This window comes from Streptosporangium sp. NPDC005286, assembly GCF_040607515.1.
GTDB lineage: Bacteria > Actinomycetota > Actinomycetes > Streptosporangiales > Streptosporangiaceae > Streptosporangium.
The window spans coordinates 1-23,914 of the sequence record NZ_JBEXGU010000039.1 but is presented as its reverse complement, the minus strand read 5'-3'; the positions used below and the strand labels follow the sequence as shown (position 1 = coordinate 23,914).

The 23,914-nt window shown below is 68.0% G+C and carries 29 protein-coding genes and 2 pseudogenes; 16 read left to right on the top strand and 15 right to left on the bottom strand.

The window, feature by feature from the left end:
• Position 1: 1 nt before the first annotated feature.
• From ABZU75_RS16900 to ABZU75_RS16880, 5 genes are all read right to left on the bottom strand, one after another.
• Positions 2-127: a hypothetical protein gene (locus ABZU75_RS16900; RefSeq protein WP_355554855.1), complete on the bottom strand. Its 126-nt coding sequence runs from the start codon at positions 125-127 to the stop codon at positions 2-4.
• A gap of 91 nt (positions 128-218) precedes the next feature.
• A complete protein-coding gene (locus ABZU75_RS16895; RefSeq protein ID WP_355554853.1) occupies positions 219-1,364 on the bottom strand; it encodes a nitronate monooxygenase in 1,146 nt (381 codons plus the stop codon).
• Positions 1,365-1,532: 168 nt separating this feature from the next.
• The gene (locus ABZU75_RS16890; RefSeq protein ID WP_355554850.1) at positions 1,533-2,297 is read right to left on the bottom strand and encodes a CoA-transferase; all 765 of its coding nucleotides are present in this window, start codon (positions 2,295-2,297) and stop codon (positions 1,533-1,535) included.
• Positions 2,294-3,139, bottom strand: coding sequence for a CoA-transferase (locus tag ABZU75_RS16885; RefSeq protein ID WP_350952370.1), 846 nt, complete (start codon positions 3,137-3,139; stop codon positions 2,294-2,296). Before ABZU75_RS16885 ends, ABZU75_RS16890 begins: the two co-directional genes overlap by 4 nt.
• A 61-nt stretch (positions 3,140-3,200) precedes the next feature.
• Entirely contained in the window at positions 3,201-4,001 is an 801-nt protein-coding gene (locus ABZU75_RS16880; protein ID WP_355554848.1) for an enoyl-CoA hydratase family protein, read from the bottom strand.
• 289 nt (positions 4,002-4,290) lie between these two features.
• On the opposite strand from ABZU75_RS16880, the gene ABZU75_RS16875 reads away from it, so the two are divergent.
• Both ABZU75_RS16875 and ABZU75_RS16870 read left to right on the top strand, forming a co-directional pair.
• Positions 4,291-5,082, top strand: a complete 792-nt coding sequence (locus ABZU75_RS16875; protein ID WP_355554911.1) for an SDR family oxidoreductase — start codon at positions 4,291-4,293, stop codon at positions 5,080-5,082.
• Between the two features lie 44 nt (positions 5,083-5,126).
• Positions 5,127-6,032: an SDR family oxidoreductase gene (locus tag ABZU75_RS16870; protein ID WP_355554846.1), complete on the top strand. Its 906-nt coding sequence runs from the start codon at positions 5,127-5,129 to the stop codon at positions 6,030-6,032.
• Between the two features lie 111 nt (positions 6,033-6,143).
• Here ABZU75_RS16870 and ABZU75_RS16865 read toward each other — a convergent pair whose 3' ends face one another.
• Positions 6,144-6,764 carry a TetR family transcriptional regulator C-terminal domain-containing protein gene (locus ABZU75_RS16865; RefSeq protein ID WP_355554844.1) on the bottom strand — a complete coding sequence of 207 codons (621 nt, stop codon included), beginning with the start codon at positions 6,762-6,764 and terminating at the stop codon, positions 6,144-6,146.
• Between the two features lie 24 nt (positions 6,765-6,788).
• Between ABZU75_RS16865 and ABZU75_RS16860 the strand changes: the two genes are divergently transcribed.
• The 5 genes and pseudogenes from ABZU75_RS16860 to ABZU75_RS16840 all read left to right on the top strand — a co-directional run bounded on the left by ABZU75_RS16860 (position 6,789) and on the right by ABZU75_RS16840 (position 9,805).
• A complete protein-coding gene (locus ABZU75_RS16860) occupies positions 6,789-7,661 on the top strand; it encodes an alpha/beta fold hydrolase (protein ID WP_355554842.1) in 873 nt (290 codons plus the stop codon).
• A gap of 105 nt (positions 7,662-7,766) precedes the next feature.
• Positions 7,767-8,336, top strand: a pseudogene (locus ABZU75_RS16855) (ATP-binding cassette domain-containing protein); the annotation flags it as partial.
• A gap of 67 nt (positions 8,337-8,403) precedes the next feature.
• The gene (locus tag ABZU75_RS16850; protein ID WP_355554840.1) at positions 8,404-8,943 is read left to right on the top strand and encodes a hypothetical protein; all 540 of its coding nucleotides are present in this window, start codon (positions 8,404-8,406) and stop codon (positions 8,941-8,943) included.
• A 156-nt stretch (positions 8,944-9,099) separates the two neighbouring features.
• Positions 9,100-9,459, top strand: a complete 360-nt coding sequence (locus ABZU75_RS16845) for a YciI family protein (RefSeq protein WP_350913425.1) — start codon at positions 9,100-9,102, stop codon at positions 9,457-9,459.
• Positions 9,460-9,466: 7 nt separating this feature from the next.
• On the top strand, positions 9,467-9,805 hold the full coding sequence (locus tag ABZU75_RS16840; RefSeq protein ID WP_355554838.1) for a YciI family protein: 339 nt from the start codon (positions 9,467-9,469) through the stop codon (positions 9,803-9,805).
• Between the two features lie 136 nt (positions 9,806-9,941).
• On the opposite strand, the gene tnpA is transcribed toward ABZU75_RS16840, so the two are convergent.
• Positions 9,942-10,376 carry an IS200/IS605 family transposase gene (gene tnpA, locus ABZU75_RS16835; RefSeq protein WP_355554836.1) on the bottom strand — a complete coding sequence of 145 codons (435 nt, stop codon included), beginning with the start codon at positions 10,374-10,376 and terminating at the stop codon, positions 9,942-9,944.
• A gap of 727 nt (positions 10,377-11,103) precedes the next feature.
• On the opposite strand from tnpA, the gene ABZU75_RS16830 reads away from it, so the two are divergent.
• Positions 11,104-11,685, top strand: coding sequence for a transposase (locus ABZU75_RS16830; protein ID WP_355554834.1), 582 nt, complete (start codon positions 11,104-11,106; stop codon positions 11,683-11,685).
• A gap of 391 nt (positions 11,686-12,076) precedes the next feature.
• Positions 12,077-13,561 carry an MFS transporter gene (locus ABZU75_RS16825; RefSeq protein WP_355554832.1) on the top strand — a complete coding sequence of 495 codons (1,485 nt, stop codon included), beginning with the start codon at positions 12,077-12,079 and terminating at the stop codon, positions 13,559-13,561.
• 107 nt (positions 13,562-13,668) lie between these two features.
• Here ABZU75_RS16825 and ABZU75_RS16820 read toward each other — a convergent pair whose 3' ends face one another.
• The gene (locus ABZU75_RS16820; protein ID WP_355554830.1) at positions 13,669-14,268 is read right to left on the bottom strand and encodes a TetR/AcrR family transcriptional regulator; all 600 of its coding nucleotides are present in this window, start codon (positions 14,266-14,268) and stop codon (positions 13,669-13,671) included.
• Positions 14,269-14,404: 136 nt separating this feature from the next.
• Between ABZU75_RS16820 and ABZU75_RS16815 the strand changes: the two genes are divergently transcribed.
• Positions 14,405-15,226 (top strand): SDR family NAD(P)-dependent oxidoreductase, encoded by an 822-nt coding sequence (locus ABZU75_RS16815; protein WP_355554828.1) that lies wholly within the window; start codon positions 14,405-14,407, stop codon positions 15,224-15,226.
• Between the two features lie 89 nt (positions 15,227-15,315).
• On the opposite strand, the gene ABZU75_RS16810 is transcribed toward ABZU75_RS16815, so the two are convergent.
• Together ABZU75_RS16810 and ABZU75_RS16805 are read right to left on the bottom strand one after the other, a co-directional pair.
• Positions 15,316-15,825: an ATP-binding protein gene (locus ABZU75_RS16810; RefSeq protein WP_355554826.1), complete on the bottom strand. Its 510-nt coding sequence runs from the start codon at positions 15,823-15,825 to the stop codon at positions 15,316-15,318.
• Positions 15,822-16,103 carry a hypothetical protein gene (locus ABZU75_RS16805; RefSeq protein ID WP_355554824.1) on the bottom strand — a complete coding sequence of 94 codons (282 nt, stop codon included), beginning with the start codon at positions 16,101-16,103 and terminating at the stop codon, positions 15,822-15,824. Before ABZU75_RS16805 ends, ABZU75_RS16810 begins: the two co-directional genes overlap by 4 nt.
• Before the next feature lie 241 nt (positions 16,104-16,344).
• On the opposite strand from ABZU75_RS16805, the gene ABZU75_RS16800 reads away from it, so the two are divergent.
• Positions 16,345-17,226, top strand: a complete 882-nt coding sequence (locus tag ABZU75_RS16800; protein WP_355554822.1) for a helix-turn-helix transcriptional regulator — start codon at positions 16,345-16,347, stop codon at positions 17,224-17,226.
• Complete coding sequence (locus ABZU75_RS16795; protein WP_355554820.1) at positions 17,219-17,431, top strand: DUF397 domain-containing protein; 213 nt, start codon at positions 17,219-17,221, stop codon at positions 17,429-17,431. Before ABZU75_RS16800 ends, ABZU75_RS16795 begins: the two co-directional genes overlap by 8 nt.
• Positions 17,432-18,081: 650 nt before the next feature.
• Here the strand turns inward: ABZU75_RS16795 and ABZU75_RS16790 are convergent.
• On the bottom strand, positions 18,082-18,366 hold the full coding sequence (locus ABZU75_RS16790) for a hypothetical protein (protein ID WP_355554818.1): 285 nt from the start codon (positions 18,364-18,366) through the stop codon (positions 18,082-18,084).
• A 150-nt stretch (positions 18,367-18,516) separates the two neighbouring features.
• Positions 18,517-19,035, bottom strand: coding sequence for a hypothetical protein (locus ABZU75_RS16785; RefSeq protein WP_355554816.1), 519 nt, complete (start codon positions 19,033-19,035; stop codon positions 18,517-18,519).
• A gap of 403 nt (positions 19,036-19,438) precedes the next feature.
• On the opposite strand from ABZU75_RS16785, the gene ABZU75_RS16780 reads away from it, so the two are divergent.
• The 3 genes and pseudogenes from ABZU75_RS16780 to ABZU75_RS16770 form a co-directional block, all read left to right on the top strand.
• Positions 19,439-19,624 (top strand): Scr1 family TA system antitoxin-like transcriptional regulator, encoded by a 186-nt coding sequence (locus tag ABZU75_RS16780; protein WP_355554814.1) that lies wholly within the window; start codon positions 19,439-19,441, stop codon positions 19,622-19,624.
• 23 nt (positions 19,625-19,647) lie between these two features.
• The gene (locus ABZU75_RS16775) at positions 19,648-19,842 is read left to right on the top strand and encodes a DUF397 domain-containing protein (protein WP_355554812.1); all 195 of its coding nucleotides are present in this window, start codon (positions 19,648-19,650) and stop codon (positions 19,840-19,842) included.
• A gap of 34 nt (positions 19,843-19,876) precedes the next feature.
• Positions 19,877-20,050: pseudogene (locus ABZU75_RS16770) on the top strand (DUF397 domain-containing protein); the annotation flags it as partial.
• 37 nt (positions 20,051-20,087) lie between these two features.
• On the opposite strand, the gene ABZU75_RS16765 reads toward ABZU75_RS16770, so the two are convergent.
• The 3 genes from ABZU75_RS16765 to ABZU75_RS16755 form a co-directional block, all read right to left on the bottom strand.
• Positions 20,088-20,639, bottom strand: coding sequence for a hypothetical protein (locus ABZU75_RS16765; RefSeq protein ID WP_355554810.1), 552 nt, complete (start codon positions 20,637-20,639; stop codon positions 20,088-20,090).
• 604 nt (positions 20,640-21,243) lie between these two features.
• The gene (locus ABZU75_RS16760) at positions 21,244-21,894 is read right to left on the bottom strand and encodes a response regulator transcription factor (protein WP_355554808.1); all 651 of its coding nucleotides are present in this window, start codon (positions 21,892-21,894) and stop codon (positions 21,244-21,246) included.
• The gene (locus tag ABZU75_RS16755) at positions 21,891-23,000 is read right to left on the bottom strand and encodes a histidine kinase (protein WP_355554806.1); all 1,110 of its coding nucleotides are present in this window, start codon (positions 22,998-23,000) and stop codon (positions 21,891-21,893) included. The genes ABZU75_RS16760 and ABZU75_RS16755 overlap by 4 nt, the downstream gene beginning before the upstream one ends.
• 110 nt (positions 23,001-23,110) lie before the next feature.
• On the opposite strand from ABZU75_RS16755, the gene ABZU75_RS16750 reads away from it, so the two are divergent.
• Positions 23,111-23,914 (top strand): ABC transporter ATP-binding protein (locus ABZU75_RS16750; RefSeq protein ID WP_355554804.1); only part of this gene is annotated, 804 nt, incomplete at its 3' end.

Here is a 23,914-nt window from a genome sequence, read left to right as displayed (position 1 = left end):
CTCACTCCACCGGAGGCACGCCGAACCCGGCCCGCCGATCCTGCTCGGCCTGCCACGCCCACTCCGCCATGTCGGCTCCAGGGTGTTCGGCGGGGCCTGCCCGGCAGGTGAATCGCTGCCCTGTCACGGTTCCGGTGTTCGAAGCGGTGATGGAGGGAGCGGCGGAGTCACTTCGACCGGTTCGTTGCGGACGGCCCACCGGGCCGAGACCGTCAGGATCAAGGCGTCCGGTCCAGACGGTCCAGACGGTTCAGGTGGTCCAGGTGGTCCAGCACGGCGTGCGCCTCCCACATGATCCGGTCGATCAGCTCCGCGCAGGACGGCAGGTCGTCGATCAGCCCGACGACCTGCCCGGAGGCCATGACGCCGAGGTCCGCGCGCCCGTCCACCATGGCGGCCTTGAGCAGCACCGGGGTGTTGGCCGCCTGGAGCACCTGGGCCCAGGTCAGGTCCCGGCCGTGCCGCATCCGGCGGCCTTCGCGGATCATCGCCGCCCACGACATGCCGGACAGCCGCTTGAACCTGGCCCCGTTGGCGACCGCGCGGAGCAGCCGCAGGCGCGAGCGTTCGAGCGAGTCGACGAACGGGGTGCGCAGCACGCGGTGCGGAACGCCGTCCACCCGCGTGGTGACCACCGTCTCGGCGGTGCCGAGGTAGACCTTCTTCACCTCGTCGCCGACCGTGGAGTCCGAGGTCAGCAGGAAGCGGGTGCCCATCGCGACCCCGCAGGCGCCGTACGACAGGGCGGCGACCAGCCCGCGCCCGTCGCAGAACCCGCCCGCCGCGATCACCGGGATGTCCACCGCGTCCACGACCTGGGGGAGCAGCACGGTGGTGGGGACGGCCCCGGTGTGCCCGCCGCCCTCACCGCCCTGCACGATCACCGCGTCCACGCCCCAGGCGGCGACCTTCTCGGCGTGCCGGCGCGCGCCGACCGAGGGGATCGTCAGCACCCCGGCGTCCTTGAGCCGGGCGATCAGCTCGCGCTTGGGGGCCAGCGCGAACGACGCGACCCGTACGCCTTCGCGGATCATGACGTCGATCCGCTCGCCGGCGTCGTCGGCGTCGGAGCGGATGTTCACCCCGAAGGGCGCGTCGGTGCGCTCCTTGACCGACCGGATCGCGGCGGTCATCTGCTCGACGGGCATGGTGGCCGCCGCGATGACGCCCAGACCTCCGGCGGCGGAGGTGGCGGCGGCCAGCCGAGCCCCGGCCACGTAGCCCATGCCGGTCTGCACGACGGGGTGGCGGCAGCCGACCATCTCGGTGAGCCGGGTCACCAGCCCCGGCGGCTCCTTTCGCGATGCGGACGTGCCGGTCGCGGGTCCCGGCGGGTCCGGGACGGGGCCGGAGTACGAGGTCATGGGAGTTCTCCTGACGGGCGGCTGGCGGTGAGGCGGGAAGCCCGGCCGGCGAGGACTCTGCCGGTCTCGTCATCCGATGCGGGACACCCAGGTCGCGAAGATCGAGAACGAATCGACCGGCAGGGTCCGTGCGGGATGGAATCCCTGGTTCCGGTGGTGGGGAGGAGGTCAGGCGGGGATCTCGCGGTCGCGGAGTGAGCCGGGGTCGAGGACCTCGCGCAGGACGCGGAGTTCCTCGCCGGTCGGCTGCCGGGTCTCGGGGACGTCGCCGGTGACGGCCAGCGGGAAGCCGGTCGCCGCCACGACCTCGTCCACGGTGACGCCCGGGTGGACCGAGGCCAGGCGCATCGAGTGGTCGGGGCTCTGGAAGTCCAGCACCGCCAGGTCGGTGACCACCCGGCGCAGGTCGTGGTGGCGGTGGGCGCTCGGCCCCGCCTCGGCCGCGCGGTCGTGGCCGACGCCGCTGACCATGTCCACCCGCGGTACGAACACCCGGGTCGAGTGCCGGGGGACCCAGTAGCTGGTCGGGCAGCACACGGTGTTGCCCGGCACCCCGCGCACGCCCAGGAGCTGGGACTTCGGCCGGGACCAGTCGCCGATGCAGGAGATGTTGCTGTTGCCGTACCGGTCGATCTGGCTGGCTCCCAGCATGACGTGCCGCCTGCCGTTGAGCACCAGCCACAGGTGGTCCCGGAACGGCAGCCAGCCCTCGACGACCTGTGGACTCTGTCCCAGCGGCGGCACGTCGCCGGTCAGCAGGCACAGCCCGTCGTGCGTGATGAGGTCGGGCTCGAAGGTGAGCCGGGCCAGCCGGGCGGCCAGCACGGTGATCGCGCCGCCGATGCCCGCGGCCAGGATCTCCCCGTCCCCCCTGAACGCCTCGGCGCAGGCGACGACGCACACCTCGGCCCGCGTGGCGACGGTCACGCTCATGATTCCTCCCGAAACTGGCGTACGGCCTCCTGGTAGGCGGCCTCGTCCCCGGACAGGTAGCGGCCGGTGAAGGCCCGCCACGTCTCGGGGCCGGTGGCGGCGCTCGCGTACGCCTTCTGGAACGCCTCGTCGCGACCGTAGTCGGGCTCGCAGGTGGTGAAGTGGGCACCGCCGGGGGTCTCCACCACGCCGGTCACCATGGATCGGCTGATCAGCAGAGACTGGACCGGCCCCTCCTTGAGCAGGTCGGCGGTGTCCACCACGCGCTCGCAGGAGACGTAGCAGCGCTCGGCCGCCTTGGCGTAGAGGTCGTCGAAGTAGGGGTCGGGGCCGAGATACTGGGCGTTGCCGCGCTGGTCGGCCCGGTTGAGATGGACGAGCGCGACGTCCAGGGTCAGCGCGGGGACGGCGACGAGCTCCTCGCCTCCGGCGTAGGGCGACCGTACGGTCCGCAGCTCGGGGTTGACCCGCATCACGTCCGAGCCGAGCCCGGCGCGGGTCGGCAGGAACGGCAGCCGGTGCGCCGCCGCGAGCAGGCCGAACATGAACATGCTCTCGTCGTACTCGGTGAACTTCACGGTCCCGGCCTGCCTGGCGGTCCGGAAGTGCGGTTCGAGGGGGATCGAGTCGAGCGACACGAACGGGGCGACCACCCGGGCGACCTTGCCGTACGCGCACAGCAGGCCGACGTCGGGGCCGCCGTACGAGACGACCGTCAGGTCTTCCAGAGAGGACCGGCAGATCGCCCGGACCAGCGCCATCGGCTTGCGACGCGATCCCCAGCCGCCGATCCCGACGGTCATCCCACTGCGCAGTTCCCCGACGACGCCGTCAATGGACATGATCTTGCTCACTGCTCGCTCACCGCTCCTCCCTCGCTGCGCGGGCGGCTTCGTTCCTCGCTCACCGGCTGTCCGCCTCTCCAACCGGCGACGTGCCGGACGGCTCCCGACTCGCAGAGCCATTGCCTCTCGCGATGAACGCGTCGCGGTGCCTGTCACCGGAGCCCATCAGGTTGAGTTCGAAGGTGAAGCCCTGCTCGAACCGGTAGCTGCGCCTGACATCGACCGGGTCGATGCCGTTCAGCGACTCCTTGGCCCGCCGGATGACGTAGGGGTCCTTTCCGGCGATCTGGGCGGCGACCTCGAAGGCGGTCTCGCGCAGCCGGTCGCGGGGCACGACCTCCAGCACCGAGCCGAAGGCGTGCAGTTCGGCGGCGGTGACGGTGCGGCACGTGTAGACCATGGCCCGCATCAGATGCTGGGGGACCAGCCTGGCCAGGTGGGTGGCCGCGCCGAGCGCGCCCCGGTCCACCTCGGGCAGGCCGAAGTAGGCGTCGTCGGAGGCCACCACGATGTCGGCGTTGCCCGCCAGCCCGACCCCGCCACCGAGGCAGAAACCGTGCACGGCGGCGATCACCGGGACCTCGCACTCGTAGACCGCCGCGAACGCCGCGAAGCATCCGCGGTTGGCGCCGACCAGCGCGGCGTGCCCGCTGGTGGCCTGCATCTCCTTGACGTCCACCCCGGCGTTGAACCCCCGGCCCTCCGCGCGCAGTACCACGACGCGGGTCTCGGGCGCGTGCCCGGCCTCCTGGACGGCCTCGGCCAGCTCGAACCAGCCGGAGACGGGTAACGCGTTGACCGGTGGCACGTCCATTACGACCTCGGCGACCGCTCCACCGCCGTGAAGGATGATTCTCATCGCGCCTCACTGTTCGCACCTAACGCTTGCTTGGTACGGTAGCACGCGGCAGCCGGACACAGGAGTGCGCCCGGCGGCTGCCGCCGGGCGACCTTCCGGGAGGCATCCCGGTGGCCGGTTCGAGGCTCGGCCGGCCCACCTGGGAGGGCATGTGACGGCGGTCGGTCTTCCGGAGGCTCCCCCGGGTGACCGCTTCGAGGACGAGGGCGAGGAGGCGAGCGCTGTGAACGCTGAGGGCGATGCGGATCGCGCGGCCGGTGTGGACGGTGCGACGGGCTCTCGTGGCGAGGTGGACGCCGAGGCTCGTGGAAGTGGCGGAGTACCCGGCCGGGTTCGCTACGACCACACCGGATCGGTCGTGCTGGTGACCGGTGGCACCAGGGGGCTCGGCGCGGGTATCGCCGACGCGTTCCTGGCCGCCGGAGCCGAGGTGGTCGTGTGCGCTCGCAGGAAGCCGGAGACCCTGCCCGAGGGCCTCGCGTTTGTCGCGGCCGACGTACGCGACACGGCGGACGTGGACCGGCTGGTCACCGAGGTCGAGGAACGGTACGGGAGGCTCGACACGGTGGTCAACAACGCCGGAGGCTCACCGTACGCGCTCCTGGCCGGAACCTCCCCGCGGCTGCACGCCCGGATCGTGGAACTCAACCTGATCGCCCCGCTGCTGGTCGCGCAGCGCGCCCACCCCCTGCTCGCCGCCTCCGGCGGCTCGGTCATCATGATCGGCAGCTCCAGCGGTACCCGCCCCTCCCCGGGCACCTCCGCGTACGGCGCGGCCAAGGCGGGCCTGCACCACCTGGCCGCCTGCCTCGCCGCCGAGTGGGCGCCGCGGGTGCGGGTCAACACGGTGGTCGTCGGCCTCGCCGAGACGGAGGACTCGGCAGACCACTACGGCGGCCCCGACGGGGTCGCGCGGATGGGCGCCGCCGTTCCCGCGGGCCGGATGGCCCTTCCCGCCGACGTGGCCGAGGTGTGCCTGTGGCTGGCGGTCCCCGGCTACGTGACCGGCGCGGAGATCGCGGTGCACGGCGGTGGCGAGATCCCCGCCTGGCGGGAGATCGCATCTGGACACGACGGGTGAACAGCCGGGAAACTCTGCATGATCACGATGAAAGGAGCCCTGGCATGGGTGGGATCTGTGACGGGCGCGTGGTGATCGTGACCGGTGCCGGGCGCGGCATCGGCAGGGAGCACGCCCTGGAGTTCGCCCGGCAGGGGGCCAGGGTCGTGGTCAACGACCTCGGCACCGGCCGCGAGGGGGACGGGCGGTCGGGCGACCCGGCCCTGCGGGTGGTCGAGGAGATCCACGCCCTGGGCGGCCGGGCCATCGCCAACAACGACGACGTCACCGACTGGGGCGGCGCCGACCGGCTGGTCAAGACGGCGCTGAGCGCCTTCGGGCGGCTGGACGTACTGGTGAACAACGCCGGATTCGTCCGTGACCGGATGCTGATCTCGATGACCGAGCAGGAGTGGGACGACGTGATCCGGGTCCACCTCAAGGGCCACTTCCTGCCGCTCCGGCACGCGGGCGCGCACTGGCGGGAACGCTCGAAGGCGGGTGATCCGGTGGACGCCCGAGTGATCAACACCTCCTCGGGGGCCGGACTGCTCGGCAGCGTCGCCCAGGGCAACTACTCCGCGGCCAAGGCCGGCATCGTCGCGCTCACCCAGGTCGCCGCCGCCGAACTCGGCCGCTACGGCGTCACGGTGAACGCGATCGCCCCGGCCGCCCGCACCCGGATGACCGAGGAGGTCTTCGCCACCATGATGGCCAGACCCGAGGACGGCTTCGACGTCATGGACCCGGCCAACATCGCACCCCTGGTGACCTGGCTCGGCTCGGCCGCCTCCGGGCACGTCACCGGCCGGGTCTTCGAGGTGGAGGGCGGCGTCATCTCCCTCGCCGACGGCTGGCGCCACGGCCCTCGCGTCGACCGGGGCGCCCGCTGGAACCCGGCCGACATCGGCGACGCCGTCGCCGAACTCCTCACCGAGGCCCCCGGCCCCGAGCCGGTCTACGGGGCATAGTCACCGCGCCGCGGCCTTTGGCGAGAGAAGAGCGCTCAGCTCATGTCCTCCGGGTAAGTAGACCTGCTCGCGCCCCGGAGTCTGGGCGGCGGTGGCCGAAGCGCATCGTGGTCAGGCTTGATGAGTCGTCGCCCAGAGCTCGTCGAGATGGCTGGTGAGGATGGTCAGCGCCGCTTCGGCCGTGCGCTGCCCTCCCAGCACGCTGGAGACGAGTCCGTTGGTCATGGCCAGTAATCCGGCGGCCTTCACCTCGGGATTCACGTCGGCCGGCACGTCACCGGCCTCCAGTGCGGTCCGGATCTGCCGTGCCAGGAAGGATTCGAGGGTGTCCGGGGTGCGGTAGCCCTCGGCGAACTGCGGTTCGCTGAGGGCGAGGGAGTAGAAGGCGGCGTACGTGCGGGCGATGCGACGGCTTTCCGTATCCATGGGCAGGATGTTCGTCAGGACCGCCGTCACGATGGTGTGGGGCGTGGGCGGGGCCTCGGCGCTCGCGATCGATTGCCGTACCCGGGCGTCGAGTCGTCCGCTCAGGCGCGCCAGAGCATCCAGCAGGAGCGCGTCCTTGGTCTGGAAGTAGTACTGCACCAGGCGGAGCGAGACACCGGCCTCGGCGGCGACGGCTCGCATGGACGCCTGCTGGAGTCCTTGGGTCTCGGCGATGCGCAACACCGCCTCGGCGATCTGCCTCCGGCGCTCTTCGTGGTCGACCCGTAGGGGCATTGCGCGCCTCACCTCCCTTTATGATACGAATGTATCATGAACCTGGGGAGTTTCACCGACGACAACGCCAGAACTCGGTTTCTGGACCTCTACGAGCGCCTCTTCCAACAACTGTGGCCAGAGCCGGTGAAGGCCGAAGATGTGCCGACCACGTTCGGCCCCACCCGTGTCTACCGGGCCGGGCGCGACCGAGGGCGCCCCATCGTGCTGCTGTCGGGAGCCGGTGGGAACTCCCTGATGTGGCACCGGTACATACGCCCCTTGGGCGAGCACCATCCAATCGTCGCCGTGGACACGATCGGCGAGGCCGGCGCCAGCGTCCAGGAGGCCCCCGTACAGGACGGGCGGGACGGCGCGAAGTGGCTCGACGAGGTGCTGGCGGGCCTGAACGTGGACGCTGCGCACGTCGTCGGCTGCTCCTACGGCGGCTGGCTGGCGATGAACCACGAGATTCACACCCCTGGCCGAATCGCCACCCTCGTCCTGCTCGATCCCGCAGGTTTCGCGCTACCCGGGCCGCGGTTCTACGGGTGGGCGCTCGCGGGCGCGCTCGCGGGCCTGGCTCCCCGTGCGCTCCGCCCGCGCCTGGCACGCCTGGTCGCCAACGGCACGATCCTGGAGACGGAGATCATGAGCTTGATTCCGGCGGCCGCCCGATACCGCCGCCGGCTGCCGAACGCCCTGGTCTTCAGCGACGACGAGCTGCGCACTCTGCGGACCCGTTCCCTGTGCCTGCTCGCCGCACGCAGCGCCCTGCACAGGTCCCGCATGACAGCGGAGCGGGTGACACGCCTCGTACCGGCCGCCCGGGTCGAAATCGTGCCCCGGACGGGACACGCACTGCCGATGGATCGGCCGGATCTCGTGGTGGAGCGGATCCTGGGCTTCGTCTCCGAGGAGGACGACTGAGGGGGCGCGCGTATCGAGACACAGGTCTTTACGGTTTCCCGCCATTGAAGTCGGAGGTTCGCCTCCATGGTGGCCGTGGCCGTCGGTTGCCTAGCGTTGGCCGACGTGATCAGTCTCCAAGGTTTGTGCAAACGCTACGGTGAGCGGATGGTCGTCGACGACCTGTCGTTGGACGTGAGGCCCGGCACGGTCACGGGCTTCCTCGGGCCGAACGGGGCAGGCAAGTCGACGACGATGCGCCTGGTCCTCGGGCTCGATCGCCCCACTGCGGGCACGGCGCTGATCGGCGGTGTGCCGTACCACGAGATCAGGAATCCGCTGCGGACGGTGGGCGCGATGCTGGACGCACGGGCGCTGCATCCCGGGCGTAGCGGGTACGCGCACCTGCGGGCGCTGGCGCGCAGCAACGGCATCACGCGGAGCCGGGTGACGGAGGTCCTGGAGCAGGTCGGGATGGCGGATGCGGCGGGTAAGCGGGCCGGTGGGCTGTCGCTGGGAATGAGCCAGCGGCTCGGTATCGCGGGCGCGTTACTGGGCGATCCGGAGGTGCTGATGTTCGACGAACCGGTCAACGGTCTGGACCTCGACGGCGTGCGCTGGGTGCGCCACCTGATGCGTTCGCTGGCCGAGGAGGGCCGCACGGTGTTCGTCTCCAGCCACCTGATGAGCGAGATGTGGCGCTTGTGCGTTGGGCGAATGCGTAGACTCAAGATCGACTAAGTCGCACGAACGGGGAACCGCAGTGATCGAGCGTCTGGCGCGTGCCGTGGTCGCTTTCCTGGTGTTACCGGCCTTCGGGGCGTGCTCCGCGCCAACCGTGAACCCGCTGCTGAAGAACCCGGCTCAGTGGCCACTGGTCAAGCTGAAGGGCCTGGCCGACTACCCGAAACCACTGCCTGATGAGGCGGAGCGGGCACTGGCGCAGATCAAGGTCGGTTCCTACGACCTGATCGCGTGGATCCATTCCTCCGGCCTGTGCGGGCTGTCCGGCTCCGACTGGAGCACGTACGTCGACTTGACCAAGTCTGAGGGGGACCCGGGGCGGGAAGAGGGGTTTTCCGGGCCGGTGGAGCTGGCGGCGGGTAGTTCCAGCGAGGGCAAGGTCAGTCTGTTCTGCACCCCCACCAGGATGTTGATCAGGGTCGAGGGAGAGACGTCGAAGCCCTTCGTCTCCGGCGACGCGGTCGCGCAGCTCGTCAACGGCGGGCTCAACGCCGTTGTCGGCTCGCAGGAGGCTCAGGAGGAGTCGCTGCCCGGCGCGACCGTGACTCGGGGGGGATAGCGGATCACCCACACCCGGAATACGGGAGAGAAGACACCGCGACCGGGAAATTCTTGCGGTCCGGTACCGCAAGAATGCGGCACCTGCTCCGACTCCATGGTGAACGGCGCCTTCGGGGGTGCCGCCCGACTATTGAGGGAGACGACGTTGAAGTTCATGTTGATCATGCACAACAACCCGCAGATCTGGGACGCGCTGACCGAGGAGGAGCGCAACGAGGTGATGAGCGGCCACGGCCCGTTCATGGAGACCATCAAGAAGTCCGGGGAGATGATCGGCACCACCGCGCTGGCCGACCCGTCGCAGAGCGCCGTGGTCAGGGTCCGGGGCGGCGTCCCGGCGGTGACGGACGGGCCCTACCTTGAGGCCAAGGAGTACCTCGGCGGCTACTACCTGGTGGAATGCGACAGCCGGGAGCGCGCCCTGGAGCTGGCCGCGCTCATCCCGGACGCCGGCGTCGAGGGCCTCGGCATCGAGGTGCGGCCGGTGGTCTACGCGGGCACGGCCGACGACTGAGCACGCGGTGAAGTTCCTGCTGAGTCTCTACCTGAGCGCCGCGGCCCTACCCTGGGAAGGGCTCGACCATGAGGAGTTCCTGGCCACGGCCGGGCAGGCAGGGGAACTGATCAGTGCTCACGTGTTCGCCGATCCGTCCATCAGCGCCGTCGTACGGGCTCGGGACGGCGTGGTGACCGTGACCGAGGGCCCGTACCTGCAGACCCCGGATCATGTCGTCGGCCAGTACGTGGTCGACTGCGAAAGCCGGGAACGCGCCGTGGAACTGGCCGCCCTGATACCGAGTGGTCAGGTCGGCGGCGTGGAGGTGCGGCCGCTGATGGACTCGGCCGGGATGGAGATGTGAGCACGACCGAACACCTCGGGGACCTGCTGCGCGAACTCGCGCCGCAGGTCCTCGGCGTGCTCCTGCGCCGCTACCGGAATGCGGGTTAGTGCTCCGGGCTTCAGCCCGGGGGTGAAGGTCCGCGCGTGAGTGCCCGCTAGGGCGCGAGCGTGCTCTGGACCGGGTGGTTTTGCTGTTCGATGTACTGGCGCACGACCGACAACGGTGCGCCGCCGACGCTCCCGGCGAAGTAGGAGCCCGACCACAGCTTGTTCGCCCGGTAATAGTGGGCGGCCAACTCGGGGAACTCCTGTCGCATCCGCCGGGACGCCACCCCCTTCAGCGAGTTGACGAGCTTGGACAGGGCGACCTTGGGCGGGAAGCGGACCAGCAGATGGACATGGTCGCTCTCGCCGTTGAACTCGGCCAGCTCGGTCTCGAAGTCGGCGCACACATCCCTCATGATTTCTTCCATACGGGCCAGGTGAGGGCCGGTGAACACCCGATGCCGGAACTTGGTCACGAAAACCAAGTGGGCGTGAAGCAGGAAAACACAGTGCCTGCCAGTCCTTATATCGCTGTACTCGGCCATAACCCAATCCTAGATCAGGTAGCATCACGGCCATGAGCAGGCGGGGGACGGTCAAGCGGCAGCGCGGGCATAAAGCCCGCCTGGAGCTGACCCGCGCTCAGTCCGCGCTCCTGGACGAGCAGGCATCCGCCGCGATCACCGTGTGGAACTGCCTGCATGCCTATTGGACGCATTTCTCCGGCAAAAGGCCGACCCTGGCCCAGGCCGACCAGGCGATCCGTCAAGCCCGCGTGGACTTCCCGTTCTTGGCGGTGCTGCCCGCCCAGGCCGCCCAAGCCGTCCTGAAAACGTATCGGCAGGCGTGGGAGAACTTCTTCAACCCCGATCACCCCGCCAAGCGGCCCACCTTCAAGTCCAAGAAGAGGCGGCCCCGCTTGGCGGTCGACGTGCCGCAGGTCCGCACTATGCGGATCGTCCGCCTGTCGGCCAGGTGGGGCGCGGTCACCCTGCCGATGGTGGGCCGGGTCCGGTTCCGGTGGACCCAAGAGCTGCCCGGCGTCGGGAAGAACTCTCCCGCGGGGAAGGTGACCGGCGGGCGCCTGATCAAGGAAGCCGACGGCTGGCACCTGGTGTTTCGCACCGAAACCCTGGTCGCGCCCGCCTGCGCGCATCAGGGCCCGCAGGTCGGGATCGACCAGGGCGTCAACGTCGCCCTGGCCCTGTCGGACGGGACGATGCGCGAGCACGGCCCCTGGCTGAGTGACGGCGAGCGCGAGCACCTGCGCCGTTGGAGAAGAAGTCGGCCCGCCGGCGCGCGTCCCGGCCGAAGAAGACCCGACCCTCGGGGCGGGAACGGCGTACCTACGACCAGATCGCCCGGCTGCGCGCGAAAGCCAAGCGCAGGGCCATCGACTGGCAGCACCAAACCACCACCGAACTCGCCGGCACGTTCGCTGTGATCAAGGTCGAGAAACTCGCCATCCTCAACATGGTCACATCCGCCAAGGGCACGATCGAAGCCCCTGGCAAGAACGTCGCCCAAAAGGCGGGGCTGAACCGGTCGATCAGCGGCGAGGCGTGGGGCAGGACCATCACCCTGCTCGAATACAAGAGCACCGACCGGGGCGGACAGGTCATCAAGGTCCCCGCTCCAGGCACCTCACAGACCTGCCACCGATGCGGCCACCGTGACCCGGCCAGCCGCAACGGCACCGTGTTCACCTGCGTCACCCCCGCGTGTGGGTGGGTCGGCCACGCCGACACCAACGCCGCGATCAACATCAACAACGCCGACGGATCAGCGGTGTCAGGACGTGGAGACCTCGGGGTTACCCGGTCTGTGAAGCGTCAACCCCCGCGCGCTGCTTAACCGCGACGCGACGGGAGAATCCCTGGCCTTCAGGCCGGGGAGGAGGTCAAACCGCCAGTTCCGGACCCGACCTGCACCGCAGCGATGGCAATCGCCCCCGCTGCGCGGAAGATCACCGCGCTAGGTGGCAGGCCCGTCACCCCGGCCGCCTACCTGTTTGACCAGCCACACCTACCGCGCCAAGGACGGCGCGACGCAATAGTGACCACCTGTCGCCCCGGCTGTTGCGCCTGCCGGACGGCACCTCGTCGCATCGCCCGGACCGCGAGGTCGTCATGTGGTGACGCCCCACCGTGGCAGATGCGAGAGATGTCCGCCCGTACCGATGTCAAGAAACTCGCGACCGCTCCGACTAACCAGCGAAACGTCGAGAGAACAGGGAGTTTCGGATATGCGAGTCAACCGGGCCTGGCTGGGACTGATCGTCCTCGTACTGCCGACATTTCTCGTCGCGATAGACATGACGGCGTTGCTCCTCGCGCTCCCACAGCTGGCCGCCGACCTGGGTGCCACCAACGTCCAGCAGCTGTGGATCAGTGACGGCTACGGATTCATGGTGGCCGGTTTCGTCATCACGATGGGTACGCTCGGCGACCGGATCGGCCGCCGACGGCTGCTGATGATCGGCGGGGCGGCGTTCGCGGTGCTGTCGGTCGTGGCGGCCTTCGCGACCAGCCCGCTGATGCTGATCGTCGCGCGTGCGCTGCTGGGTGTCGCCGGCGCGACCCTGGCGCCGTCCACACTTGCCTTGATCACCAACATGTTCCGCGACGAACGGCAGCGCGGGCAGGCCATCGCGATCTGGGCGACCTGCCAGTTCACCGGCGGCGCGCTCGGACCCGTACTCGCCGGATTCCTGCTCCAGCACTTCTGGTGGGGATCGGTGTTCCTGGTCGCCGTGCCGGCGATGGCGTTGCTGCTGCTCGCCGGGCCGGTCCTGCTGCCGGAGTTCCGCAGCGACCAGGCCGGCCGGCTGGACCTGGCCAGCGTCGGGCTGTCGCTCGTGGCGGTGTTTTTGATGGTCTACGGCGTCAAGCAGCTGACCGTCGAGAGCGTGCCGGTCGTGCCGGCGGTGGCCCTTGTCGTCGGCGCGGCCATCGGATTCCTGTTCGTACGCCGGCAACTGCGGCTGGAGGCGCCGCTGCTGGACCTGCGACTGCTCCGCAACCGCCCGTTCACGGCCGTACTCGTCGGGCTGGCCTTCGCCGGCATCGCCATGGCCGGTACGGGCCTGCTGGTGACCCAGTACCTGCAGAGCGTGCTGGGCTTCTCGCCGTTCGCGTCGGCGGTGCTGTTCGCACCGATGGGCCTGGGCGTGGCGGTCGGCACCATGGCCGCGCCGGCGCTGGGCCGGCGGATGAAGCAGACGACCGCGATCGCCGGTGGGCTGGTGGGGTCGGCGCTGGGCAGCCTGCTGCTGGTCGGCGTCGACGGTGCGAGCGCCCTGCCGCTGGTGATGATCGGCATCACCGTACTGGCGCTGGGCACCGGCCCGCTGTTCGCGCTGGGCACCGGGCTGGTCGTCGGGTCCGTACCACCAGAGCGTGCCGGCTCGGCGGCGTCGATGTCGGAGACCGGCAACTACCTCGGCGGTTCGCTCGGTTTCGCGCTGCTCGGTGTGGTGGCCGCGGTGGTCTACCGCAGCCGGATGGACGGCACGTCCGACTCGCTGGCCGGCGCGGTCGCCGCCAGCCGGAACCTTCCCGCCGACCAGGGCGCGGAACTGCTGCACACCGCGCGGGAGGCGTTCACCGCCGGCCTGCACGTGACCGGCGTCGTCGCCGCGGTCATCTTCGCCGGGCTGGCCGTACTGATCCTGACCATGCGCCCGGCAACCCGGACCACCCCGGCCGCACTACCCACGTCGACTCGCTGAGCAGGCGCGAGACGGAGGTGTTGCGACAGCTCGCGCAGGGCTACTGATCGCGATGGAGGGAGCGGTGCCCGGCCGGAGCCCGCTTCGTTCCTCGCGCGGCCGGGGTCTCAGGGGCGGAACGCCTTGAGGGTGAGGTCCACGAGGGCGTCGGCGTACTCGGACGTGAGGGGGCCGGAGCGGTGCAGCCAGCGCTGGTAGAGGGGGGCGTAGAGCAGTTCGAGTACCAGGTCCAGATCGGCGTCCGCCGCGATCTGGCCCGCTCGCTGCGCGCTGCGCAGCCGCACCTTCTTGGCCTCGTCGACGGGGTCGGCCAGCTTCTCGCGGTACTGGGCGGCGAGGTCGGGATCGTTGATGATCTCCGTGTTGAGCGCCCGGATCGGCGCCTCGAAGTCCGGATCGGCGAACTCGGCGACGGTCGCGCGCATGACGACCTTGAGGTCGGCCTCGATGTCGCCGGTGTCGGGCAGCGCCATCCCCTCCCCGTGGGCCCCCTCGCTGAGCGCGAGGAAGGAGTCGAAGACCACGGCTCCCTTGGACCGCCACCACCGGTAGATCGTCTGCTTGCCCACGCCGGCCCGCGCGGCGATGGCCTCGATCGAGACCTTCGCGTACCCCACTTCGGAGACCAGTTCGCGCGCGGCGTCCAGAATCGCCTGCCGCGACCGCTCACTGCGGCGGGCAGGGTTCGGTTTCTTGGCGGTGGACATGTCGCTGAGGATAGCAGATGGACAAGACGAGACGGTCCGTCTTGACATGACGGGGAAGCGGGTGCAGATTAGGGATCGCAACACAACGAGACGTAACGTCTCGTCTTGAGAGATGATCCAAAGGAGGTGAGGGCCTGTGACGAACGGCCGAGTGTGGTTCATCACCGGCGCGTCCCGGGGCCTGGGCAGGGCGTTCACTGAGGCCGCACTGGCCGCGGGAAACCGTGTCGTGGCCGCTGCCCGCAATGTCGACCCACTCGCGGAACTGGCCGAGGAGTATCCGGGCAGCCTCGTATGGCTGCCGCTGGACGTCTCCGACCGCACAGCCGTGCGGGAGGGGGTGGACCGGGCGGTGGCGGCCTTCGGCAGGCTCGACATCGTGGTCAACAACGCCGGCGGCCTGCTGTACGGCATGCTGGAGGAGGCCACCGAGGAGCAGATCCGGGCCCATTTCGACGTCAACCTCTTCGGCGCGGTTTGGGTCGCCCAAGCCGTCGTCCCGTATCTGCGGGCGCAGGGTTCCGGGCGCATCCTCCAGGTCACCTCGATGGGCTCCGGCGGCGGTTTCGCCTCAGTCGGGTTCTACGGGGCGGGCAAGGCGGCGCTCGACTCGGTCAGCGAGGCGCTGGCGATGGAGGTAGAGCCCTTCGGCATCAAGGTCACCATCGTCCAGATGGGCGGGTACGACACCGGGCTGTTCACGGTGGGCACCACGACGACACAGGCTCATCCGGCCTACGAGCCCCTGCGGGTCAAGCTGGCCGAGATGTGGGGCGAGGACGCCGGTCCCGCCCCCGGTACGGCCGCTCCCGTCATCATGGAGTTGGCCGACCTGCCGGATCCGCCGCGGCGGCTGATCGTCGGCGGTCGCTCCTACGACCTCGTCCAGCAGATGGACCAGGCCCGCACCGAGGAGTACCGCGCCTGGGAACACCTCAGCCGCAAGGCCCCGGGCTGACCGGCGAACGCGAGGCGACGCCGGCTGAGCCTCCCTGAACGACTGGTTGCCGGACAAGACCAGCGCGCTCTTGGGTGTCGCCGTGGAGGTCACTGACTGCCTTCACCGGGAGGGAGGGGGATTGTGTCCTGATGAGAGGGGCTCTGCCCGAGCTGGAACCAGACCGTTCCGCCGGTTTCTTCGTTCTGGCTGCTGCCCCATGTGCTCGCCAGGAGATTCACCCAGCTCAGGCCGCGCCCACTGAGGCTGTCGTCGTCGGTCGTCCGGATCGCGGGCGCGCTGGTGGCCGAGCCGTCGTCGATCACCTCGATGTGGATCAGGCTGTCACCCAACCCCACCCGGACCCTCACCAGCCCGCCGGGCCTGGCCGAGTCGCTGTGCAGGATGGCGTTGGTGACCACCTCGCTGACCAGCAGTTCGAGCGTTTCCAGCGCCTCGGCGGTCGCATGGCCGTCCAGGAGTTCCAGCACCCACTTGCGAGCGGCCCCCACTGACTGCGCGATGCCGGGAAAGTCCCGCTGACCCACGACCCGAAGCCCGTCCCAACGCTTGATCGCCGCGTCTGCCGCGCCGGGGCCGTCCTGGCCCCGCGCGCTCACGCGATCACCGCCGACGCGATCATGTCGGCCGCGTTGTTCGCCTCGGCCCAGATCCAGTCACGCCGCCAGGTCACCGACCAGCAGGGACGCCAGACGAAGACCCAGCCACAGGCCCGGCGGGCGACCTGGATCCGAACCCGAACCCCGGTAGAAGACATGATCTCCAGCACCGGCGCTCCGCCGACGGGAACGACCACCGAGGTGGCCACCCCAAGAACCCGCAGGTCCCAGCCGAGTCGTACGAGGTGGATGTACTGCACTTGCTGCGAATCGCGCATGGTGCCTCACCCTTTCAGTCGAACGATCTGGAAAGTGATGAAACGAGCACTTAGCGTCACCAGTTGGGAGAACACGGAGCGTCCGATGGTGTTGCTGTGTGTCACCGAAGTCAAGCATCTCGATGTCTCGTTATGCAAGACTTCACTTCGAATCCTCAGTCCGAGGATTGACATTGCGGAGTGAAAGCGTGAGTGCTTTCATTCCGGGTGGAGGAAGCGCTTCATGGCGAGGGGGTGAGCGGTGGCGGAGGGTGTGACGGGCTCGACGGTGCCACGTCGACAATTGGGGCGATATCTACGTGATCTGCGCACGCAATCACGGCTGACCGTCAGGTCTGCGGCTTCCAAGCTGGAGTGGTCAGAGGCCAAGATCTGGCGTATCGAGACTGGCCAGACGTCGCTGCGAAGCCTCGATGTTGAGACAATGTGCAAGATTTATGGTGCACCGGTAGATCTCACGCAAGCGTTGATGGGCCTGGCCAAGGAGACCAAGGGGCGCGGCTGGTGGCATGCTTACGGTGATGTGATTCCGGAAGGTTTCGACCTGTATATCGGCCTGGAGGAAGCAGCATCAGATCTGGCCTGGTATCAATCGGAGTTGGTTCCCGGCCTGCTCCAAACCGCCGACTACGCCCGTACGCTGATCAGCGCCGATAACCCCGGTTTGACAGAGGGGGAAATCGAGCGCCGGGTGCATGTGCGCATCGCACGGCAAGCGCTGCTCACCAGAGTTACCGATCCTCCGACGCTGCGCGTGGCGCTGAATGAATCCATCTTGCGCCGTCCGATCGGTGGTGAAAGTCTGATGGCGCGTCAGTTCGTTCACCTGATAGAAGTCGGCGAACTGCCCAACGTCACGATCAGGGTGGTGCCCTTCAGTCGCGGGCTGCATCCTGGCGTCATGTCGGGATCATTCGTCACGCTGCGGTTCCCGGTGAACAGCGATGGAAAAGAGATGGAGCCGCCCACCGTATACGTGGACGGCTTCACTGGAGCGCTGTACTTGGACAAAGAAAGCGAGATCGAGCGCTACGACGTCGCCTTCAGCGCGATCTGGGATGCCGCGCTCGATGAGCAGGAATCGAAAAACCTGATCTCTCAAATGGTGGGAAGCTATGAATAAGACCGATCCTTCGGATACGACCTGGCGTAAGAGCAGCTTAAGTGACGGTCAGAACAACTGCGTCGAAGTTGCCACGTTGACCGATGAGGGCGTCGGCGTACGCGACAGCAAGAACCCAAACGGCTCCACGCTGGTTTTCTCACCCAGCGACTGGCACATTTTCGTCAACGGTATCAAGGCCGGTGAGTTCGACAATCTGATTTAAGACCAGGCATGCCGATCTTGGGCAGGCCGCCGATCAGGCGCCCGACGGAAGGAGCCGCGGGACGACTGCGCCCGAGCGCCCTCATGTTGTTTGGCGAACGAGCAGCCTGAGTGCCAACGACGCTGGCTCGTCCAAGTCGCCGTCGTCAACGGCTCCGATAGCCACGAGAGCCACGACGTCGACGATGCCCACCCCGATCGTCAGCGGGCGGCGACGCGATAAGCGGAATGCGGAGTCAGACGCTGGCACCCCTTTGACCAGAGAAGTGATGGTTGAGAATCATCATTTCCGTCTCCGTGCTCGGACGGCTATGACCATAAAGCCGACAGTCGCCGTCAGAGACGTCACTAACACTGGATTGACGTAGGCCGGCACCAGATCGCTCATCGTTCCATCTTCCCAATGACAGAGATTCCGGAGTGGGAACCATGTCCAGGAAGTAGGCGGGAAGCCCAAAGGCTTGCTGTTGCAATGTTCACTGAGCGGGCGGAATGTCCAGAATTTCCCACTCCAGAATCCATGCACATAGACGGCACCTGCTACAAGCAGAGCCATACACGACATGGCGGCCCAGCGGCGATGACTCACAGATCATCCCCCGTTGTCACGCTGCAGCGATTGAATGTGCGCACTCTCTTCGTTCACCAGCGTCATTCGAGGATCTCGGTAGCGTTAGCGTATCGCGTTTCCATCAAATTCGTCAGCCTTTGAAGCAAATCTCGATTCTTTATAATAATCGCGTTTTGGGCATCGACATAAGCGGCCCGCCTAACACCGCTGTAGTTAACTTGCAGTCGGCACTGCTCATCAGCAACGGCGGTCTTGATCTCTAGCGTGCTCACGGTACGGCGGCCGCGACCGGAGTCTCCCGCCTGCCAACGTGGGTCACTTTGAGCCTCGAACGGCTCCTTGTAAGAGAATCCCTTGCTCTTCATGCAGTCACTCCACCGCACTGCGGCTTCGGCGATCCGCTTATCCTTAAAACCTATTACAGCTGCGTCCTCCATCAGAGAGTGCAGCCGTTTGAAGTCGTATTCTTTAATAAGCTTGGTTCCGTCCAGGCCGGTTGCTCCAGCGTTGAGCGCTCATTCGGCTTCGCCTGCACACCCCATCTTGGGAACCTTGATTCCATTGACTCTCGAAGCGCTGTGCCCTGAATGCGCGGCATCCGGCTCAGCCGGAATCACGAACGCGCGAAGCCCATCGAGAGCGGCAAACTCTTCAGCGCCTTGATTTTTCGGCCCGAGGTAGCCGTAATGCGCGACGTCTTTCTCGCCCAGCCAACCCAGGTAGGCGGCATTCTTTGGATACCGTATAGGTGTTACATCATGCTTCGGCATCGTGAATCCAAACTTTTTTAGACAGGATCCCAGAACCTTGAAGCGAGCTTCCTGTACATACGCGCGCCGAACATTATCCAAATCATAAACATCCATCGGCAATGTGAAATCTTCCATCGAATCAAAAGGCGGATAATTGCTTTGGGTCATCCCTTGCTTGCCGTGCCACGTGTCGAGGTTGAATGCAGAACAGCCGCTCAAAAGAAAAGCAGTCAATGTCAAGAAAGACAGAAATCGCCATGTTCTCGATAAATCCCTTATCATGAAGCCTCATTTTAAAATTCATGGTGCTGGACACCCGTGTCCAGCACCATGAATCGTCGCCGGACGAGATAGCCGCGTTGGTCATGCGCGCTCTGGTCGCCTTGTCTTTACCCGCGAGACCGGGCTCTACGATCACGCCTGCGCCCTGTCGGCAGTGATCCGCTGGTATCGTCCGCCGCCGCGCTCGCCTGGCTGACGGCGAGTCACTTTGACTCCGTACGAGGTCAAGCCATGCGGTGATTCGTTTGATGTAGTCGGCGGCGACCCGCGCATCCGCTTGAGTGAGCAGATCACCGATCGATGAACGACCGGTTGCCGGACAAGACCAGCGCGCTCTTGGGTGTCGTCATGGAGGCCACCGTAGCCTCACCAACTGCCTTCATCGGGAGAAAAGAGGATTATCGTGGGATTTCCTGCTCCGAGCGACCTGGATGTCATCTATCTGGAGAACATGTCCAGCGGTCTGTACCTGGAGGACAGCGCTGACGTCCGACGCTACGTCGCGGTGTTCGACTACCTCAGAGCAGCGGCACTCAGTCCGGCGGACACGGCGGTTATGCTGATGAACGCATCAAACAACCTGGTGTGAGTGTCCAGCGGAAGGGCCGCGCGATGTCCGACCCGGTAGACCTGACCGCCGTCTGGCGGAAGAGTTCGTTTAGCGGAGCCAACGGAGACTGTGTCGAAGTCGCGGACCTGGGCGATGCCGTAGCCGTCCGGGATTCCAAGGACCCCGAGGGAGCCAGGCTCGTCTTTGCCCGTAACACCTGGGCGGCATTCGTGGCAGACCTGAAAAACGGCGCGTAGACCGCGGCACCACCAGCCTTCCACATGGCGCAAGAGCAGCCGCAGTGATGGCAACGGCCAGTGCGTCGAGGTGGCCGGCAACCTCACCGGCATCGTGGCCGTCCGCGACAGCGAAAACCCACACGGCCCCGCGTTGGTCTTCTCGCCCTGGACTGCCCGGAGGACGGCGTGGCACACGACCTCGGGGCCTGGGCGCGCGCAGGCCTGAGGTTTGTGCGTCACATGGCCTGTGCGGGCGGGAGGCCTCAGTTGGCGGTGACCCTGCTGTACTCGTAGGAGGTGCGACCGTTCTCATCCCCCTGGTGCCGGCGGCCGGTCATGACCAGAGGGGCGAACGCCTGCGAGGAGTGGTTGCTCTCCGTCATGGCCGCGGTCCACTGCCGGGAGGTGAGCCGCACCTGACTTCCGCGCCAGTGCAGCGTGCCGACGAGGTATGACGTCAGGCCGTTCTCGTCGCCGTGGTGCTTCCTGCCGATGAGGACCTGATCGGCAGGGGCGGCGAAGTACGAGTTGCTCTCCTTCAGACCGTAGCTCCAATTTCCGGTCTGCACGGTGACCGCTTCACCGTCGATGCGGATCTGGCCGCACCGGTAGCGGGTCCAGCCGTTCTCGTCCCCCCAGTGGGCGCGGTCGATCAGTACCTCTCCGGCTGAGCAGACGAAGGTGCTGTCCGGTTCCCTGAGGGTGATGGTGGGTCCGAAGACGGTCTCGATTGTCGGAGCCGCAGACGCGGGTGCCGGGGCCGGCGTGGACAGGACGGCCGCCGCCATCGCGACGGTCAGGGCCTTCTTGTACATCTCCATGTCCTTCGGTTCGCGTTCCGCTTCGTCCGATATGCACTGAGAGCGCATGCGCCGACAGCTCACGCCATCAGGTCTGGGGACAAGTTTGCGGGCGGCACTGAAGATCGTCTTGGAGCTGACTTGCGGGTTTCTGGGAGCGATCCGGCTTCCGATCCCTACGGCATCGACCCTGCGCTGTGTCGGAGAGACACGCGTCAGCTACGGCGATCAGCCTGAGCGGTCTCGTCGCGAGAGCTTCAGCGTCGGAGAGTCCACTGGGCGGCCGGAGAGTGAGCGACTACGGTTCGCGCGCGGTGCGGCGGGGTGGAAGGCGCGGAGGTGGGTGGGTGCTCCGGTCGGCGTGTGAAAGCCCGCGACCACCGCGCCCGAGCAGGCCGGAGGCCTGAAACACCGGGGAGCGACTGAGACGGCCGGCCGGAGCACCCACCCACCGGAGCGCGCACACGCCCGTAAGCCGTGAAGTCCTCATCGCCCCTGCGAGGGGTCGCAACACGTGCAGCGCGTTCAGCTCGAACACGGTGGCGTCATTGTCCCTACGAGGGGGGCACTGTCCGGGCGGCCGGTGCCTCGTGTGCGAGACCGGATACCTCCTCATCTGTCAGTCGAGGATGTTGGTGTGCAGGGCGCGCAGCACCGCGTTGGTGCGGTCGCGCGCCCCGAGTTTGAGCAGCACGGTCGAGACGTGGTTCTTGACCGTGCCTTCGGCCAGGAACAGGGCCTGGGCGATCTCGCGGTTGCTGTAACCCTCCGCGACGAGCCGCAGCACCTCCAGCTCTCGTTCGGTGAGCTGCTGGATCGCGGGCAGGTCGTCGTCGCCCGGCGGCCGGCGGCGGTGCACCGCGCGCAGCAGCCGGTCGGTGATCGACGGCGAGATCAGCGTCCCTCCGCCGGCCAGGACACGGATGGCCCGGGTCAGCCGTTCGAGCGTCACGTCCTTCAGCAGGTAACCGCATGCCCCTGCCCGCATCGCGTCCAGCACGAGGGTGTCGTTGTCGAACGTGGTCAACACGAGCACCGGTGGCGCGACGTCCGCGCGCTCCCGCAGCGCCGTGAGCGTCCAGATACCGTCATGGCGGGGCATGCGCAGGTCGAGCAGGACGACATCGGGGGCGTGCTCCTCGATCGCCGCCAGCGCGGACATGCCGTCGTCGGACTCTCCCACCACCTCGATGTCGTCGGTCAGGTCGAGCAGGCTGCGGATGCCCTGCCGCACCAGGGTCTGGTCGTCGACCACGATCACCCGGATCATCGCGCGGGCACCCTGGCGGTGACGCGGAACCCGTCGCTGCCGTCGAGCCGCACGTCGCCGCCGATCGCGTCGATCCGCTCGCTCAGGCCGCGCAGCCCGTTGCCGGGCCGCAGCTGAGGGCTGCCACGCCCGTCGTCGACGGAGGTGAGTTTCACGGCTTGGTCCGGCGTGTTCTCGATCCGGATGCGCAGCGAGGTCGCGTTCGCGTGCCGGATGGTGTTGGTGACGATCTCCTGGACGACGCGGATGAGCGTCATGGTCACTTCCTCGGTGGGGCGTACGTCGTCGTCGATCCACACGCCGATGTCGAGGCCGGGAATGTCGCGTACCACGGCGCTCAGGGACGCGCGCAGATCGGGCGCGTCGGTGCGCAGCTGCCCGACGGTCGTGCGCACGTCGCGGAGCAGGTCCCGCGCCACCCGGTCGGCGCGCTCGATGTGCACGCGCGCGCGGGAGCCGTCGTGGTGCCGGGCGACCTCCAGTTCCAGGGTGAGCGCCGTGAGCTGGTGCCCCATGAGGTCGTGCAGCTCCCGGGCGATGCGCAGGCGTTCGTGAGCGCGTGCGGTGTCGGCCAGGATGACGCTCGCCGCCCGCAGCTCCAGATGCGCCTCGACCAGCTCGCGGCGCATCCGCTGCTCCCGGATGATCGCCAGCGAGCTCAGCAGCGTCGCGGTCTGGATCAGCAGGTACAGCAGCGCGCTGAGGCCGATCTCGGTGAAGGTGGCGCCGGTGAGGCTCACGGTCACGGCGATGACGACGGTGTTGAGCGTGACCACCACCGGGCCCGCCCACAGTGGCGCGATGTACGCGCTCAAGGCCGCGGTGAAGACCAGCAGGATCGGCAGCAACCCGGCGCTGGGCGCCGTCAGGATCGTCAGCCACCCCAGCACGACGGCCGCGCCGTAGCAGACCCGCGCCGGCCTCGGCCGGCGATCCTCCCAGACCGCGGCGGTCAGCGACGTGGCCAGCAGCGCCACGAACAGCACGCCCCACACCAGCTTGGGCACCCGTGTCCCGGCCGCGCCGAGCAGCGTCGGGGCGCCCACCGCGAGGCACACCAGCAGTACCGCCAGCCCCGCCCACGCGTCCGGCTCGATTCGCCGCATACCGTCACTGTACTGGCGCTCGCATCCGCGCTGAGGTGCCGAAAGTCATGGGTGCCAATGCTGACCATCGGCACAGGCGCCAAGGGCTCGCCCTTCCTAACGTCGACGGCATGCATGCGACAACGTCATCTCCCGCCGTCGAAACGGACCGCCTGCACAAGCGCTACCGCTCCAAGGTCGCCGTCGAGGAGGTCAGCCTGTCGGTCGCCACCGGCGAGATCTTCGGCATCCTGGGGCGCAACGGAGCCGGCAAGACGACCACCGTCGAGCTGATCGCCGGGCTCAGGCGGCCCGACCGCGGCACCGTCCGCGTGCTCGGCCTGGACGTCCGGCGCGACCGGGCCCGGCTGCGCCAGGTCCTCGGAGTCCAGCTGCAGGAGGCCACCCTGCACTCCGCGCTCACGGTCACCGAGCTGGTCCGCCTGTACGGGACCTTCTACCGCGACCCGCTGCCGACCGGCGACCTGATCGAGTCGGTCGGCCTGACCGCCTCCCACCGCACCCGCTTCGAGAAGCTCTCCGGTGGCCAGCAGCAACGGCTGTCCATCGCGCTCGCCCTCGTCGGGCGGCCTCGGGTGGTGATCCTCGACGAGCTCACCACCGGGCTCGACCCCGAGGCGCGCCGCCAGATGTGGTCGACCCTTGAGCGCCTGCGCGAGTCCGGCGTGACCATCCTGCTCGTCAGCCATGCCATGGAGGAGGTCGAACGGTTGTGCGACCGGGTCGCGCTGCTCGACGCGGGGCGGGTCGTCGCCCTCGACTCGCCCTCCGGGCTCGTTCGAAGGGCCGGGTTCGCTCAGCGGGTCACCTTCCGCACGGCCGCCCCTGTGCCGAGCGGGCTGCTCGAAGGACTCGACGAGGTCGAGCGGGTACGCGCCGACGGCGACCGCGTCGCCGTCGAAGGCCGCGGTGAC

Bases quoted from the DNA above. Each gene is read 5' to 3' on its own strand.
- ABZU75_RS16895 (WP_355554853.1), bottom strand. From the start codon at position 1,364: ATGACCTCGTACTCCGGCCCCGTCCCGGACCCGCCGGGACCCGCGACC.
- ABZU75_RS16890 (WP_355554850.1), bottom strand. From the start codon at position 2,297: ATGAGCGTGACCGTCGCCACGCGGGCCGAGGTGTGCGTCGTCGCCTGC.
- ABZU75_RS16885 (WP_350952370.1), bottom strand. From the start codon at position 3,139: ATGTCCATTGACGGCGTCGTCGGGGAACTGCGCAGTGGGATGACCGTC.
- ABZU75_RS16880 (WP_355554848.1), bottom strand. From the start codon at position 4,001: ATGAGAATCATCCTTCACGGCGGTGGAGCGGTCGCCGAGGTCGTAATG.
- ABZU75_RS16870 (WP_355554846.1), top strand. From the start codon at position 5,127: ATGGGTGGGATCTGTGACGGGCGCGTGGTGATCGTGACCGGTGCCGGG.
- ABZU75_RS16860 (WP_355554842.1), top strand. From the start codon at position 6,789: ATGAACCTGGGGAGTTTCACCGACGACAACGCCAGAACTCGGTTTCTG.
- ABZU75_RS16845 (WP_350913425.1), top strand. From the start codon at position 9,100: ATGTTGATCATGCACAACAACCCGCAGATCTGGGACGCGCTGACCGAG.
- tnpA (WP_355554836.1), bottom strand. From the start codon at position 10,376: ATGGCCGAGTACAGCGATATAAGGACTGGCAGGCACTGTGTTTTCCTG.
- ABZU75_RS16825 (WP_355554832.1), top strand. From the start codon at position 12,077: ATGCGAGTCAACCGGGCCTGGCTGGGACTGATCGTCCTCGTACTGCCG.
- ABZU75_RS16820 (WP_355554830.1), bottom strand. From the start codon at position 14,268: ATGTCCACCGCCAAGAAACCGAACCCTGCCCGCCGCAGTGAGCGGTCG.
- ABZU75_RS16805 (WP_355554824.1), bottom strand. From the start codon at position 16,103: ATGCGCGATTCGCAGCAAGTGCAGTACATCCACCTCGTACGACTCGGC.
- ABZU75_RS16795 (WP_355554820.1), top strand. From the start codon at position 17,219: ATGAATAAGACCGATCCTTCGGATACGACCTGGCGTAAGAGCAGCTTA.
- ABZU75_RS16790 (WP_355554818.1), bottom strand. From the start codon at position 18,366: ATGAAGAGCAAGGGATTCTCTTACAAGGAGCCGTTCGAGGCTCAAAGT.
- ABZU75_RS16785 (WP_355554816.1), bottom strand. From the start codon at position 19,035: ATGATAAGGGATTTATCGAGAACATGGCGATTTCTGTCTTTCTTGACA.
- ABZU75_RS16775 (WP_355554812.1), top strand. From the start codon at position 19,648: ATGTCCGACCCGGTAGACCTGACCGCCGTCTGGCGGAAGAGTTCGTTT.
- ABZU75_RS16765 (WP_355554810.1), bottom strand. From the start codon at position 20,639: ATGTACAAGAAGGCCCTGACCGTCGCGATGGCGGCGGCCGTCCTGTCC.
- ABZU75_RS16760 (WP_355554808.1), bottom strand. From the start codon at position 21,894: ATGATCCGGGTGATCGTGGTCGACGACCAGACCCTGGTGCGGCAGGGC.
- ABZU75_RS16755 (WP_355554806.1), bottom strand. From the start codon at position 23,000: ATGCGGCGAATCGAGCCGGACGCGTGGGCGGGGCTGGCGGTACTGCTG.